Source organism: Dyadobacter sp. CY261 (assembly GCF_021440085.1).
Classification (GTDB): domain Bacteria; phylum Bacteroidota; class Bacteroidia; order Cytophagales; family Spirosomataceae; genus Dyadobacter.
The window spans coordinates 242,744-257,179 of the sequence record NZ_JAKCPW010000011.1 but is presented as its reverse complement, the minus strand read 5'-3'; the positions used below and the strand labels follow the sequence as shown (position 1 = coordinate 257,179).

Below are 14,436 nucleotides of genomic sequence, written 5' to 3'. Positions count from 1 at the left end.
AGCGTAATACTGAGGTTCGGCGATAGCACCGTGGTTCTTTCTTTTCCTTTTTAATTCAAATAGTTTTTTAAACTCTAAATTTTAAAATCATGCCTTTTGTAAACATTAAATTGGTAGACGGCGTCTTCACGCCGGAGCAAAAACATCAGATGGCGGCAGCCATTACGGAAGTGATGGTTAAGTTCGAGGGGTCCGAAGCGTTCAGGGAGGTCGTGTGGGTGCTCATCGAAGAGTTGCACACGGATGGTTGGCACATTGGCGGGCGTCCTTTCGAAGGGCCGAAATCCCTGATGCAAACTTTGTCCAATTCCAAAGCGATTTTCGAAAGCATCGACGGAAATCCGGTTTCACGGGAAGAGTTCGCAAAAGCAGCGCCCGTAAAGAGCTCCTGACCTCCAACGTATACACATATTCGGTAGGTGCCCGTCGGATACCTTAGTCCCGGGCCCATTTTTCTGATTAACCTTCACTTCAAGTAAATGGTCGTGTCTTTGAAAAAAATTGTCGTAATGGAATTGATAATCAGGTTTATACTGGGGCTCCTGTTTGGGTTCAGCGCTTTCCTGAAATTATCCGGGCATGAAACTGCCATTGCCCAATCTGTCTCCTTTGGAATCCCACCGGACACCTACCGGATCATCGGCGTGATCGAGGCGATTTCGGTCATTCTTTTCCTCATTCACTCCACAGGGCTAATTGGTTCGCTGCTCCTGATCGCGTATATGGGCGGAGCTATTGCGTCGCATCTGCAACATCAACAATCTATTTTTGTTGCGGTTCTTGTTGAAATATTGATTTGGGTCGATTTGCTGTTCAGGTATCGGGCTCTTCGTCGATATCTGCTTGGAACCGATCTCATTGATGATGGAAATCGGCGCGCTGCGCATTAAAAGATATCATGATGAAGGCTATTATTCTGACAAGCCAGGGCAGCGTAGACAATTTGCGCCTGGCAGAAATCCCGGTTCCCGACATTGGAGCTGATGAAGTATTGATCAGGGTGAAAGCCCTGAGCATCAATCCGGCTGACACTTACGTTCGGATGGACGTAGCGATCGACTGGATTTTTAATGGAGAGACGCCAAAAATCCTGGGATGGGACGTCGCCGGCGTAGTGACCGCCACCGGGCAGAAGGTTGTCGATTTCAAAGTAGGAGACGAGGTGTTTGGCTCGATCAGGCATCCGGGGCACGGCAAAGCTTATGCGGAATATGTGGCGGCGCCGGCATCGCACCTTGCTTTGAAACCTTCGAATATCAGTTTCGAAGAAGCGGCTGCTGCAACCCTGGCAGCACTTACTGCCTGGCAGCCGTTGACCCGGGCCAACATTCGGAAAGGCGATCGGATATTGATCACAGCGGCTGGTGGAGGCGTGGGACATTATGCGGTTCAGATTGCGAAATATCTGGGTGCCTATGTAATCGCTCTTTCATCTTACGGCAAGCGGGATTTCGTTTTGGGCCTCGGCGCGGATGAGTACGTGGCCTATGATAGGCAGCGCTTTGAAGATGTCGTATCCGACGTTGATCTTGCCTTAGAGGCGCTGCGGGACGACCATATAGCCAGGACGTTAGCCGTTGTGAAGCGCGGCGGAACGTTGATTAGCCTATGGGCGATGGTTCAGGGAACCAAATGGGAAAGGCTGGCAAATGACCTGGGTGTGAATGCCTATTATAATGCAGTAGTCTCCAATGGCCAGGACATGAAAGCACTCGCGGATTTATTGGAGCGGGGAGTCTTGAAATCACATATTTCAAAAATATACCCGCTTGAAGAGATTCCAGCTGCTCATTTGGAATTGGAGAAAAACGCAACCACCGGTAAAATAGTGATTAGTCTTTGATAATTAATTACTACTTAATCATTAAACTAAGCAGACTATGGCTAATGCACATTCGAGCATGCAAAGAGATCTTGTTTACATCGAAACATTGAAGATGTTGAAGGCAAGATATTGCCGCTATGTGGATACAAAGCAGTGGGATGAGCTGGGAAGGCTCCTGGCCTCAGACCCGCTTATTACTTTTGAAAATGCGGAGGGAGCTATCATTTACCAATTTTCGACAGCAAAAGATTTTGTGGAAAGTTGCCTAATATTGGAAAAGGCAGTTTCCATTCATCACCTGCACAATGCTGAAATCGAAATACTGTCGGAAAGTACTGCCAAAGCAATTTGGGCAATGGAAGACAGAATTTATTTCTCCCCGGCAATTGAGTCACCGTTTAAAACGCTCCATGGGTATGGTCATTACCACGAAACATACTTAATGGAAATGGGTGAATGGAAAATTAAATCCCTTTTGTTGAAAAGATCTGTTCTGGATATTCGATAGTAGTGCCTCTATTTATAATCAACAACAATTTTATATCTAATCAAATGGAGAAAAAAATAAGAGTCGGAATTGCTGGTGTAAATTCTGATCGCGGATGGGCTTCCATTGCCCATATTCCAGCACTAAATGCACTCCCGGATTTTGAGGTATCAGCGATAAGCAATCTGAAAGAGGGAGTCGCGGAAAGGACGGCCAAGTTGTTAGGAATTCCATACTACTTCGATAACAACGCGGCTTTGATCGAGAATTCAAATGTGGACCTCGTTGCCGTAACCGTGCGCGTCCCGCAGCATCGGGAGCTGGTAATCCAGGCAATCAACGCCGGGAAAAATGTGTACTGCGAATGGCCTTTGGGAAATGGTCTGGAGGAAGCGGAAGAGCTATCGATTCTGGCAAAAAAGAAAGGAATATTCGGTGCCGTTGGCCTCCAATCCAGGGCCATTCCGGCAGTTAATTACATCAAAGACCTTATCGCCGACGGATACATTGGCGAGGTACTTTCTACTTCCCTGATTGGTTCGGGGATTATTTTCGGTGAATATACATTGGAGGCATATGCCTACGCGGTTGATAAGCGCAACGGCGCAGGAATGATTTACTCGTCATTTGGGAACGCGGTTGATGCGTTGTGCTATTGCCTTGGGGAATTTTCTGAGCTGAGTGCGATTGCTACCAACAGAAGAAAGACGACAACGATCGTAGAAAGCGGAGAGACCATTCCCATGACTGCCTACGATCAGCTGGCTGTCCACGGTCAACTCCAAAGCGGAGCCATAGCTTCGATCCATTACAGGGGAGGAATGTTTAAGGGGACCAATTTTCATTGGGAGATAAACGGATCCCGGGGTGACTTCGTGCTCAAAGCCGACGGTGGTAATCCGGCCGCTTTCCCGGTAACGATTTTGGCCAGCCAGGGAGATGGGGATCTGGAAGTCTTGTCCATCCCGGAGCAGTATCTCAATCATGGCCTTAGCAGTCTTTCGGTCCCTGCCCAGATTGTTGCCCAGAACTACGCCCGGGTCGCCAGTGATCTGCATTCAGGGACACATCTGAGCGTAACTTTCCAAGAGGCAGTAGTCCGGCACCGGATGATCGATGCAATTGAAAGATCATCGGCCTCGGGAAGTGTACAACGTTATCGGATCGATTGAGGTGCTTCTCAGCTTTTATACATTAACTGGGGATAGATATGAAAGATTTTTTAGCTAAGTATGCTGCAAAATTAGACAGGATCGGTTTGATTTTGTTAAGGTTTAGCATTGTGATTGTTTTTTTGTGGATTGGCGGACTTAAATTTTTTAGTTATGAAGCTGACGGGATTGTTCCATTTGTTGCGAACAGTCCCATGATGTCTTTCTTTTACCGGCATCCCGAACAATATAAGGAATACACAAATAAAGAGGGTGAGTTGTCAGCAAAGAATCGTCAATGGCATGTTGCGAACAACACTTATGGATTCGCAAAGGGTTTGGGGGTATTCCTGATTATTTGTGCGTTGCTTGTTGCGCTGCATAGTATATTTCCCTTTGCGAGTATGATAGGGAGCATCCTCATATTTTTAATGACCATCGGAACGCTGTCGTTTTTAATTACCACGCCCGAATCCTGGGTGCCCGATCTTGGCGATGACCAGTGGGGTGCTCCGTTCCTATCAAGTAGGGGAAGGCTGGTACTGAAAGACATCGTTATACTAGCAGGCGCAGTTCTGACGATGTCCGAATCGGCCAAGTTGTATTTGTCGCGCGCAAAGTAATGATCAGAATAGATCTCGTTTAAGCCTAATTCGATATTGCTACAAAGGCAATGCTGTAATTTCGATTAAGGCCGGGGCTGAAACAAGAACTTATGGTCTTGAACAAACTGCTCGAAAGTTATGGCGCTTTGATGAGTGGTACGGGCGATTGCGTCCGAAACTGTTGCCGCCTCGCCCCTGGCATAATGCGCGTAATCTTCAATCAAGCCACCTACCTGCCATTCGGGGAATCCTGCGGCGCGCAGGGCTTCTTCCATTTCGCTGGGGGAGACGCTGATGAAATTTACCGGTTTGCCAAGAGTCTTGGACAGTGTTTCAGCCATTTGATAGTGGGTGAGCGGCTCGGGTCCGGTGATGTCGTACGTTTTATTCTCGTGGCCCGCTTCGGTCAGGGCCACGGCTGCCATCGCTGCGATATCCCTCACATCGACTGCGCTTACCCGGGCGTTCCCGATAGCGGCGAAGAAGTGAGCGTTGTCTCTGATCTGCTCTTTGAAGGCCAGCAGGCCCTGCATGTATAAATTGGGGCGCAGGAAAGTGTACCGGAAACCTAGCTCCCTGATCCTGTTTTCGACCTTGGCATGGTAGCGCAGGAAACGTACGGGAGACGATTCGTTCGCAGCGAATTGGGAGAGTTTGACGATGTGACCGACACCTGCCCGGTGCGCAGCTTCAACGAAGCCCGTCTGTAGCGATTCCGCTTGTTCCGACGAATTAGTTAAAAGAAAGGTCTTTTCAATACCTTGTAAGGCGTGTTCAAAACTTTCAGGGTTTGCCAGATCACCCACGACCATTTCCGCATGGGGTATCTTGCCGAGATGTTCAGCTTGCGAGGCAGTGCGCACAAGCGCCTTAAACGGGATGTTCAGCGATGTGAGCTTTTGAACTAATTGAGATCCTACGGAGCCGGTTGCGCCTGTCAGAAAAATGCTTGTCTGTTTCATGCTGTTGTTTGTTTACAGCACAAAATTCATGAATCCTTCATCGCTGAAATTGTAAGAAAACGAAATAGCGTCGGCGGAAGGCCAGCAACGGGACCAGCGGGGAATGCAGGCGGGGGAGACATTCTTTCGACACCCATCATCCTCCGGCTTTACAGATATCTTTCTGGAATTTGATGTACCGGCCCGGGCTAAGATTTAAATAATGGTTGAAGTCGCGAATGAGCTGGCTTTGATCGTAATAGCCGCAAGTTTCTGCAATTTGATGCCAATCTATTTTACCAGATGAGGTTTGCAGTAATTGCAAGGCTTTCGAAAACTTTTCGTAACGGGCCTTTTCTTTGGCCGTAAAGCCGAAATATTTCTTGTGGTTTAGCTGGACATTGCGTTCGCTCTGCCCTGTCTTTTGAGCGACGGTTTTAATAGGATTCACGACCGTGTAGTCTGCCTTTTCTTCCGTAAAGCGGGTTACCGAAAGATGCCTGGGTCGAAGGTAGGGTCTGCAAAAATCCAGAATGAGTGCTATGCGGTTTGTCGTCGATTCATTTTTCAGCCGAAGCCAGAGCCGGGTAAAGCAATTTTCGTCCAGTAGTTCATCAGGATGTACCGCCATTTGATCAGAAAGAACAGCCGGGCCAAAAAACCGGTAAAAAGCATCGTCTTTGAAATTGGCGATCAATAAATGTGCGCCAGGTGGCAGCGTGTATTCGATAACCTGCCTGATTGGGCCAAGTATGACACATTCATTCAGTTCAAGGCTGTTACCACAGGATTTAAACTTGATGGAAGGCCCGAAGCTGAATACTATGATCGTCTGGAAACTGGGTATTAATGTCTTTTTGACATCCTGCTCACTGTTATTTTGTGCCGCGTAGAAATGCGTGAAAAAGTCCGCAAATTCGACAGGAACGGCGATTCGTTGATCGGAGTAAATTCCATTTTCTTGCTTCATTATGGTAGTTGTCATATAAAAAAACGTTCCTGTTCTTGTGCAGTTTGAACAAATGCGTCAGAATTGGTAAAGCAAATCGATAAGCTTTCTCCATTTGAAGTAATCCGAGAGTTCTCCGTTCATCAGAATGACCAACCCCTTTTTCGAGAACGGGTCGTAAAGCATATACGTGGAGACACCCGGCCCATGCCCGTTGTGACTATACATGGGCGTTTCGGTGTTGAGCAGGTACATAAACCAGGTGTGAAAACCCAGGCTCATATCTTTTGGCGTCAGCGTCTGAATGGCCTTCGCATCGATGATTTGCTTCCCGTCAAACTTCCCGTCATGAGTCCAGCATAACAAGAAAGTGGCAAGGTCCTTCAACGTGCATCGGAGCTGGCCGGCGGGGAAGTCGGGATACTTGCCTTGCGGCTGTTTGATCAGCGCTGCCAGGGAATCGGAATAAGCGTATGGCGTAGCCAACCGGGCTTCCGGAAAATCTTGGGGAAACCAGCTGGTATGGTTCATTTGCAAAGGTTCGAAGAGACGGGCTTTACAGTATTGGTCAAAAGGCATTTTTGTAATTCTTTCAACCAAATATCCCAGCAGGGCATACCCCATGTTGGAGTATTCGAACCTATCGTTTGGCTCTGCGTGGATAAAGTTTTTGCCTGCATGATAATTCTTGCCGCCGGCCGCTAAGTAGTTGAGCAGGAATGCTTCCAATGGGATATCGCCTCCCTGATATTTATTTTCCCAAAACGGAAACAGGTAATCCCGGTTGTCAGCGATCGAGGAGCGGTGCCGCAGAAGTTGCCTGAATGTAATCGGAGCATTCGGAAACGATGGATTTACAACGCGGAACGGAAGGAACCGGTTTATATCATCATCCAGATTAAAGTATCCTCTTGCATTGAGCTGCAAAACGGCAGCAGCTGTGATCGTTTTTGAAATTGAGGCGATATGAAAGACAGTTTCACCCGACACTGGTATTTTTTGCTCGATGTCTTGCAAACCATAATATCGCATCCAGGAAATCTTTCCGTTCTCGATCTTTGCCGCGGCCAGGCCGGGAATATGCAGCTCTCTCAATTCACTTTCAACCGGGTCAACCCTTGTTTGGGCATGCGACACATGGAATAGCCAAAGAAACGCGAGGGAGAGCAAATGACATTTCATATAGATTCTCAAAGGTGTTGCTAGAATGAAAGCGAAAATTAATAACTGCTACTTAGATAGAATTCGGGCTGCTTGCTTTTGCACGTACGGTTTTTGGCAAAGATTTCGTCCAACTTTTGAATGCCCTTCGAAAGCTGGTATGGTCTGCATACCCAAGTAGTTCGGCGATTTCAGCAATGCTCTTATCAGAACGCGCAATGATTGCCAGAGCGAGTTCTTTGCGGAGGTCATTACAGATCGAACGATAGCTGAGATTCTCCGCAGCAAGTCTGCGTTGAAAAGTCCGGGTGTGCATTTTGAGGTGCGCGGCAATTATTTCGATGGATGGGATTTGCCCTTTGAAATTGGACAAAATAGAAGTTCTGATTACCTCTGAAAAACTTTTCCCTGCCGAAAGTTGCTTCTGCTTTTCCTGGAGAAGATTATCGAACAAAGAAAATAGCGAAACATCGTGGCCGAGTACAGCCAAGTCCATATCGCTGCGCCGAAATACAAGCCCATCTCTGGGCGCATTGAACGTTAATTCACATTCAAGTATTTTTCGGTAACCCTCGGCGTGCATTTTTTCATGTGAAAAGAAAGCGTGAATTGGAGTGATCTTCTTGCCTGTCAAAGTCCTCAGAATGTAAACTGCTGACGATTTTCCAATGTCTGACGCTTGTCGGGCGCTTGTCGGATATTTGGCAGCCCACAAGGCATCCGGTTCCATATACAGCACCGCTTTGTCGGCCTGTAATTCCAGCGTGTAAGTGTAAATAGAAGAAAACGTCTCGTTGTATTGAGATATGGAACTGAGCACCTCCCTAACATCCTTACACGTTTGCACCAGGAAGCCGATCATCCCGTAGGCCGTTGGCCGCATGCGCTTTCCCATATGCAGGCCAATCAAGTTGTCGCCTGTCAGCTCCACGATATCGTCCCATAAATGCGGAGCAAATTCCCAGTCGACCATCCGGTCGGCGTCGTTGAGCTCAGCCGCCGTTAACCCCGCCCGTCTGCATAGCTCATTTAATTTGACACCGTGAGCAACCGCCTCGTAGATGATATCGCGTATGATGGACAATTGAAACTTCATATGACCAGAAAGCGTAAAAAGTTGTCGCAAAATACATCTTTTATTTTTTTGCTCCCAGGATACTTTTGCACTGTTGATCGCTCGCGATGCCGATCTAGCCAAGGCTCGCACCGACGACTAATCATTCGTTATTCATCTTTAGCCATGAAAAAGAAAATTGTTAAAGGGTTGCTGCGGGTCTTCCTGACTGTGGCGGCCGTGTCAGGTCTTTTCTTATTATACGTTCAGTTTAGCTACAAAAAAGAGTTTGAAGTTCCGGAAACCGGGATAAGATCGAGCCGTGATGCAGCGGTGATCGCCCGGGGCCGGTATTTGGTGATGGGCCCCTCTCATTGCTGGACGTGCCATGCTGCCGACGGTGTCACGAATGTGCAGAATGGGACAAAATTAGGATTGTCAGGCGGGCTTGAAATCAAACTGCCTTTCGGAACGCTCTATACGCCGAACATTACCCCGGACAGCGCTACCGGAATCGGGAGTTACTCAGACGAAATGCTGGCACGTGCCATCCGGAATTCTGTTAAGCATGACAACACGGCCATGGTTCCCTTCATGACGTTTAATACCATGAGTGATCAGGATATTTCGGCCATCATCTCGTATCTGAGACGCATTGAGCCCATCAGCCATGCCGTTCCGGAAAACGACCTGAATATACTTGGGAAGATCGTGGCCAGGTTCGTATTGAAGCCCAGCCAGCCGACAGCGCCCAGCTATATCGCACCAGACACTACGGCCGAGTACGGTAAATATCTGGCGATCTCTGTCGCAAATTGTGTCGGCTGCCACACGCAGCGGGGCAAAACCGGTGAGTTTATCGGAAAGGAATTCTCCGGAGGATATCAAATGCCAGTGGAGAATGGGATTTTCGGTACACCAAATCTCACGCCCGACAAAGAAACCGGTATTCTGGCGTCATGGACAGTTAATGATTTCATCAAAAGATTTGAAACCGGGGCTGCGTTCCCAAACTCGCCGATGCCGTGGAAATCATTTCAGTCGTTCACCAAAAATGATCTCAAAGCGCTTTACTACTTTTTTCAATCTCTTGAACCGGTTAAAAACCAAGTTCCGCGATTTACGCGCGCACAGGCAAAATCGTCCTGAAAACGAGCGCCGTTAAAAAAAGCTCCTTATTATCTGACCCATAATCAATCCAAATACAACCAAGCCATGAATCATGTATTTTCTTCTGTACTTATTATTTCGCTACTATTTCTATGGGCATGCGAAACCAGGCTGCCGGATACCAAAGACCCGTCCAAAAATCCGGTTTATCGACCAGGAACGGTGACCGCGTTCGGGAAGCCGATCGGACCGGCAACAACCAAAACGATCGGGCCGGAAGGTGGAAGCCTGACAACAAACGATGGCAAGTTGACGCTGACCATTCCAAGCGGCGCACTCAGTAAATCTACCCCGTTTAGCGTCGAACCGATCGAAAACACCGCAATGGTCGGCGTGGGGACCAGCTACCGGATTACCCCCGAAGAAATCAAGTTCAACAAACCGGCTACCTTTGCCTATCATTCTACCGGGGAGGACCTGAACGGCGCAGCCGGCGCGCTTGGACTCGCCCAACAGCAGGCGGAAGGAAGCTGGGCCATTACCCGTAAGGCCGAGTTGGATAATACCACCGGGCGGATCTCAGCAAAGCTGACCAAGACGGGTCGAACTTCTATTGTCTCAAAGTATTTTCTTTACTGCACCAAAGACACACTCATTCCATCAGAAGAAACCACTCTCGAACTTCGGCACATTGACGAGAGCTTTAAACCGACGTCCCCCGAAGAAGAGCTTTTTGTGCCGCTCGGAATCCTGAGTACCGTGAGTGAAATTAGCGCATGGACTGTTAACGGGAAGTCTACCTTGGATGCTCAGACAGGTCTCATCAAGCTCAAACCGGAAAACGCAAACAACGCAAGGTTTTATTATGTCGCACCAAACAAACTTCCTGCGAAAGAAAAGCGACAGATGGCCGTCGGAATAAAGCTCATCAAGGAGGCGGGAGCCCAACTGGTCCGCAACATCAAAATTCGCTCGGCGGGCGTTCTGATTGTTGATGGAAAACGATACGAAGACATTGATATCGATATCAGTCACCAAATCCACGAGAATGGGACTTCTTACTTTGTTAAAATAAGCGAGCAAAGCAGATCAGCAAAGATCGTGGACTTTCAGGCCGGTTTGCTTGGCTGGTTTACCGGACCTAAGTCCTACACCCTGAAAGGCGACCATAGAGAACTCCAAAAATCTACATTTTTCATCGGAGGCCCTGCAAGGGATGGTGGTGCAAGTTATAGCACCATGTATTTTGAGGAAACTCATGCTGAGCTTGACAAAGTTGTCTTCGATCCAGCTGAGCTCAACGTTGAAAGATTTACCGCAACAAACGAGATATCCAGCGGCACGGTCGTATGCAACCTCTATCGGGAGGGCAAGAAGACTACTCCGGTAAAAGTGCGGGCATCTTTCAGCGCGATTGCGAATGCCAGATAGTCGCGATTAACAAACGATTACAGCCTGTGGATGGACATTCACCATGCGCTCACCTTTCGGATCTTACCATCAAATAACAAATCGCCGGCAAATTAATCACGGGCTGAATCGTCTCAATATAGTCGAGTCAGTCCGTGATTTACAGAAATCCTTTACCTACCAACTTCATAATGCAAGGTAACAACGCCCGATTTAAGGGTGTTGCTTTCCAGTAATTTCAGGGAGCTTTTCGCGATATTACCATCAAACAGACTGATACCATTGCCCAATATCACAGGATGCAAGGTGAGTTTACACTCATCTATCAGTCCCAGCTTCATAAAACTTTTGGCAAGGCCGGGGCTGCCGAATATGACCAGATCTTTGCCGGGCTCTTCTTTGAGCTTGCTTACCGCTTCCACAACATGGTCTTTGACCAGTGTCGTGTTATTCCAGCCTGCGGTGTCCAGTGTCGTCGAAAAGACTACTTTGGGAATATCGTGCACCCATTGCGCATGCTCCAGCGAATGCTTGTCGGCATTGGGGTCGTTTAATATGGTGGGCCAGTAACCTTCCATCAACTGGTAGGTGGTCTTGCCATATAAAGGAGCGCCCACTGTTTTGACCAGCTCTCCGGCGTATTGTTGCAACTCCTGATCATACGTCAGAAAACCGAGGCCACCATTGACGTCTCCTGCAAAACCATCCAGGGAGATGTGTGCGAATAAAACTACCTTTCTCATTTAGATTGCATTTTATATGTTTTGGTTACTGCCGGTAATATCACGGCCAGCGTTAGCGGGACAAAGTTATTGCAAGCGTGCAATATCCCTGATGGGGTCTTAGGACTATTACAGAGGGGTATTGTGCCAACCATATCTTTGATTCATATCGGTCAGTTTGCGTCCCCCGGAAGGCGCTCAATGGTATTGTCCTGTAAATGATATAGTTTGCCATAACATTCAATTATACGCAGAATAGTGATGAATTACCCGCTGACTGCTCTTATCGAGACGATACGACACATAGTTCCACTCAATGAAGCGGACACGACGCTGATAGGCACCTTGTTCCAGCCCTGGTCTCTAAAAAAGGGAGATTATTTTGTTCAGCAAGGTCAGGTTTGCCAACAGGTAGGGTTTATTCAGACGGGCTTGGTTCGGTATTTTGTCAACCAGGATGGGGACGAGAAAATTTATAGCTTCGGTTTAGAAAACGACTTTGTCTGTGATTATGAAAGCTTTCTTTCGCAACAGCCCTGCCGACGTACTATTCAGGCCATTGAGGATTCAACGTTGTTCATTATCTCATCTGCCAACCTGCAACGCTTATTCACCGAGCTAAATTATGGCGAACGTTTTGGCCGGATAGTGATCGAACAAATTTTTGTTCAGGCAATGGGGCAGCTTGTCTCACTCTATACGGACTCGCCGGAAGTACGTTACCAGGTATTTTTAGATGCATATCCGACGCTCGCGGCCCGAATCACTCAGTATCATATTGCCTCTTACGTGGGAGTCAAGCCACAGTCATTGAGTCGTATCCGGGCGCGATGGGCGGGAAAGGACTATAACCGCATTTCTTCACCTGAGTGAATGCACAGGTGGCGCTTGCTGGGCAATTTTGTGCTGTACTTTAAAACGCATAAGATTATGACAACGCAACACATCTCTTCACCTGCCAGGCTGATAAGCCTGTTGATTGGGTTCGGCCTGCTCTTCATTGGCGGTCGTTTTTTGCTGGCACCCGAAATTGGGGAAGCAGGATTTGGCCTTCATTACCAAGAGCCTAACTACGCTTTTCACTATATCAAAGGCATCCGGGATATTTTCTCAGGGTTAATGATTGTGCTGTTTGCCTGGTCTCATTACCGTAAGCCCCTCTTGCTCACCTTATTGGCAGGTTCCATCATTCCCTTCGCCGATATGCTCATTGTATGGCGTACGCCCGGCAGTAACCTGTGGGCGATGCTCATTCATGGAGGTACTATTATCACGCTTTGGGTAATCTGCTACTTTTTACGGCAATCAGCGGCTGAAAAAGAACAGCTAAGAAACGCTATTTGATATCTGGCGGCAACGGCCGGCCGCGTTGTCGCGGTCAAAATGACTTGGATTCCTTCGAGACCGTCTGGTAACATTGCCTGAATGTGATAGAGGTTTGGGGTATGCAACAAAATGTAGGTGTGTCCATTCCATTTTTGTACTTTCAGGAGTAAATCAACAAACAACCGGATTGACCGATATCAAAGATTAAACTTGGCCTTCAACACACGTAACAGTCTGGATCAATGGATAATAATAATTATTTTGTTACGAAAAAGCCATTAGACCCGTTTCTTTCAACACTCGTTGATTGCTATTTTTACATTGATGTCCCGGCAAGTCAGCTTGCCTTAAGTTCAGAATACATCATCCCATTTCCCAGAATTACGTTTGGCTATTTTTTTGATTATCCATTTACAGTCACCAATCTGAGTTTGAACCAGTCGGTTTCGGTAGAAATGGTCATCTCACGCATTTCAACCCAAAAGATCGTCGTACAACCACAAACGGATCGGATCAAAATCATCGGGGCGCATGTGCGACCTTTTGGTCTGGCCTATTTTACCAAAACACCTATTAAATCCTTGCCCTGGCTCATCAATACGCAAGATTTATTTCAACTCGCTGCGACCGCCTTTAAGGAGAAGATCCAACATTGTACGGACACTGAGCAAATGTTCGACGAGGTTGAAAATATATTCCTTGATCATTTGCTGGCCAGGGATCTGTCCTTGATTACCACAGCGGTAGAACTCATGGAGAACAATGCTGCTACAACAGAAATCAAAGACCTGGCCAGACAACTGAACGTCTCAGACCGAACCCTCAGAAATCATTTTTATGACCATATTGGGTGTTCGCCGAAAGAATACCTGCGGTTAGTAAAACTGAAACAGGCTGCCTCCAAAATGATTCATTCGGGTCATGCGCTGACCCGGATCGCACACGAAAGCGGCTTCTTCGATCAGGCTCATTTTATTAATGACGTGAAAGATATTACAGGGTATTCTCCGAATAATTTAAGAAAACAGATACCTCACTTCCGTTTTTTACAATTTTAGGCTTTGTCGTGCTCCTTTCTTTGTAAGAAAATATTCAAAGAAAGAAACAATGATCCAACTACACGCCCCGGCATCTGTATCAGATAAACGTCTGAAAACTAACCGCCACCTGGCTACTTTTACAATAGCCGCCCAGTCCGCTTTTACCGGTGGATGTTTAGTCATCCTGCTTGTCTTAGTCCCGTTTTGGCAAACAATGTCTCCCGCTGGCTTTTTATCCTGGTTCTCAATGAATGCAAAAGCATTAGGATCGACAATGCTGCCATTGGAAATGATGCCACTAATGTCTTCTATTATTTTATCTGTAAATGCGTTTAAAAAGAAGCTGGCCAATAAAAATGCATGGATGATTGCAGCGATCTGCAACTTATTGGTGCTTGTTATCTTTATTGCTTATTTTATGCCTGCAAATTTCGCTATGGCAGGCGGGACCCTGGCTGAGAGCAAAGTGGCTAGTGAATTGTTGCAATGGAAGTCTTTTCACGCAATAAGAACGTCTCTCTCCATATTGGCCCTATTTTCCGGATGGTTTGCGATGACCAGGCAGTCAGCCAATGGGCCTGCTAATTCAGATGCTGGTGACAGAAACAGAGCCTCATTGGTCTCATAGTCAAAGTATCCATACTTCTTGATCTCA

Annotated in this window: 17 protein-coding genes; 12 read left to right on the top strand and 5 right to left on the bottom strand. The window is 47.3% G+C overall.

What is annotated here, in order from left to right; all coding sequences use genetic code 11:
- Positions 1–89: 89 nt before the first annotated feature.
- From LZD49_RS27350 to LZD49_RS27325, 6 genes are all read left to right on the top strand, one after another.
- Positions 90–392, top strand: coding sequence for a 4-oxalocrotonate tautomerase family protein (locus tag LZD49_RS27350; protein WP_234670970.1), 303 nt, complete (start codon positions 90–92; stop codon positions 390–392).
- 117 nt (positions 393–509) lie between these two features.
- A complete protein-coding gene (locus tag LZD49_RS27345) occupies positions 510–890 on the top strand; it encodes a DoxX family protein (protein WP_234670969.1) in 381 nt (126 codons plus the stop codon).
- Positions 891–898: 8 nt separating this feature from the next.
- Positions 899–1,843, top strand: coding sequence for an NADP-dependent oxidoreductase (locus tag LZD49_RS27340; protein WP_234670968.1), 945 nt, complete (start codon positions 899–901; stop codon positions 1,841–1,843).
- Between the two features lie 94 nt (positions 1,844–1,937).
- On the top strand, positions 1,938–2,333 hold the full coding sequence (locus LZD49_RS27335; RefSeq protein ID WP_234671075.1) for a nuclear transport factor 2 family protein: 396 nt from the start codon (positions 1,938–1,940) through the stop codon (positions 2,331–2,333).
- A 44-nt stretch (positions 2,334–2,377) separates the two neighbouring features.
- Entirely contained in the window at positions 2,378–3,484 is a 1,107-nt protein-coding gene (locus tag LZD49_RS27330; protein WP_234670967.1) for a Gfo/Idh/MocA family protein, read from the top strand.
- A 38-nt stretch (positions 3,485–3,522) separates the two neighbouring features.
- Positions 3,523–4,086 (top strand): DUF417 family protein, encoded by a 564-nt coding sequence (locus tag LZD49_RS27325; RefSeq protein ID WP_234670966.1) that lies wholly within the window; start codon positions 3,523–3,525, stop codon positions 4,084–4,086.
- 65 nt (positions 4,087–4,151) lie between these two features.
- Here LZD49_RS27325 and LZD49_RS27320 read toward each other — a convergent pair whose 3' ends face one another.
- From LZD49_RS27320 to LZD49_RS27305, 4 genes are all read right to left on the bottom strand, one after another.
- The gene (locus LZD49_RS27320; RefSeq protein WP_234670965.1) at positions 4,152–5,030 is read right to left on the bottom strand and encodes an SDR family oxidoreductase; all 879 of its coding nucleotides are present in this window, start codon (positions 5,028–5,030) and stop codon (positions 4,152–4,154) included.
- Positions 5,031–5,166: 136 nt separating this feature from the next.
- Positions 5,167–5,979, bottom strand: coding sequence for a helix-turn-helix domain-containing protein (locus LZD49_RS27315; RefSeq protein WP_234670964.1), 813 nt, complete (start codon positions 5,977–5,979; stop codon positions 5,167–5,169).
- Positions 5,980–6,036: 57 nt separating this feature from the next.
- Positions 6,037–7,140: a serine hydrolase gene (locus tag LZD49_RS27310; protein ID WP_234670963.1), complete on the bottom strand. Its 1,104-nt coding sequence runs from the start codon at positions 7,138–7,140 to the stop codon at positions 6,037–6,039.
- A 52-nt stretch (positions 7,141–7,192) separates the two neighbouring features.
- Positions 7,193–8,215 carry an AraC family transcriptional regulator gene (locus tag LZD49_RS27305; protein ID WP_234670962.1) on the bottom strand — a complete coding sequence of 341 codons (1,023 nt, stop codon included), beginning with the start codon at positions 8,213–8,215 and terminating at the stop codon, positions 7,193–7,195.
- Between the two features lie 144 nt (positions 8,216–8,359).
- On the opposite strand from LZD49_RS27305, the gene LZD49_RS27300 reads away from it, so the two are divergent.
- Positions 8,360–9,322: a c-type cytochrome gene (locus LZD49_RS27300; protein ID WP_234670961.1), complete on the top strand. Its 963-nt coding sequence runs from the start codon at positions 8,360–8,362 to the stop codon at positions 9,320–9,322.
- A gap of 66 nt (positions 9,323–9,388) precedes the next feature.
- Entirely contained in the window at positions 9,389–10,714 is a 1,326-nt protein-coding gene (locus LZD49_RS27295; protein ID WP_234670960.1) for a hypothetical protein, read from the top strand.
- 152 nt (positions 10,715–10,866) lie between these two features.
- Here LZD49_RS27295 and LZD49_RS27290 read toward each other — a convergent pair whose 3' ends face one another.
- A complete protein-coding gene (locus tag LZD49_RS27290) occupies positions 10,867–11,436 on the bottom strand; it encodes a dihydrofolate reductase family protein (RefSeq protein ID WP_234670959.1) in 570 nt (189 codons plus the stop codon).
- 240 nt (positions 11,437–11,676) lie between these two features.
- Between LZD49_RS27290 and LZD49_RS27285 the strand changes: the two genes are divergently transcribed.
- The 4 genes from LZD49_RS27285 to LZD49_RS27270 all read left to right on the top strand — a co-directional run bounded on the left by LZD49_RS27285 (position 11,677) and on the right by LZD49_RS27270 (position 14,409).
- Positions 11,677–12,288 carry a Crp/Fnr family transcriptional regulator gene (locus LZD49_RS27285; protein ID WP_234670958.1) on the top strand — a complete coding sequence of 204 codons (612 nt, stop codon included), beginning with the start codon at positions 11,677–11,679 and terminating at the stop codon, positions 12,286–12,288.
- 57 nt (positions 12,289–12,345) lie between these two features.
- Positions 12,346–12,759 carry a DUF4267 domain-containing protein gene (locus LZD49_RS27280; protein ID WP_234670957.1) on the top strand — a complete coding sequence of 138 codons (414 nt, stop codon included), beginning with the start codon at positions 12,346–12,348 and terminating at the stop codon, positions 12,757–12,759.
- 224 nt (positions 12,760–12,983) lie between these two features.
- Complete coding sequence (locus tag LZD49_RS27275) at positions 12,984–13,799, top strand: helix-turn-helix domain-containing protein (protein ID WP_234670956.1); 816 nt, start codon at positions 12,984–12,986, stop codon at positions 13,797–13,799.
- A gap of 49 nt (positions 13,800–13,848) precedes the next feature.
- The gene (locus tag LZD49_RS27270) at positions 13,849–14,409 is read left to right on the top strand and encodes a DUF1772 domain-containing protein (RefSeq protein ID WP_234670954.1); all 561 of its coding nucleotides are present in this window, start codon (positions 13,849–13,851) and stop codon (positions 14,407–14,409) included.
- Positions 14,410–14,436 lie beyond the last annotated feature (27 nt).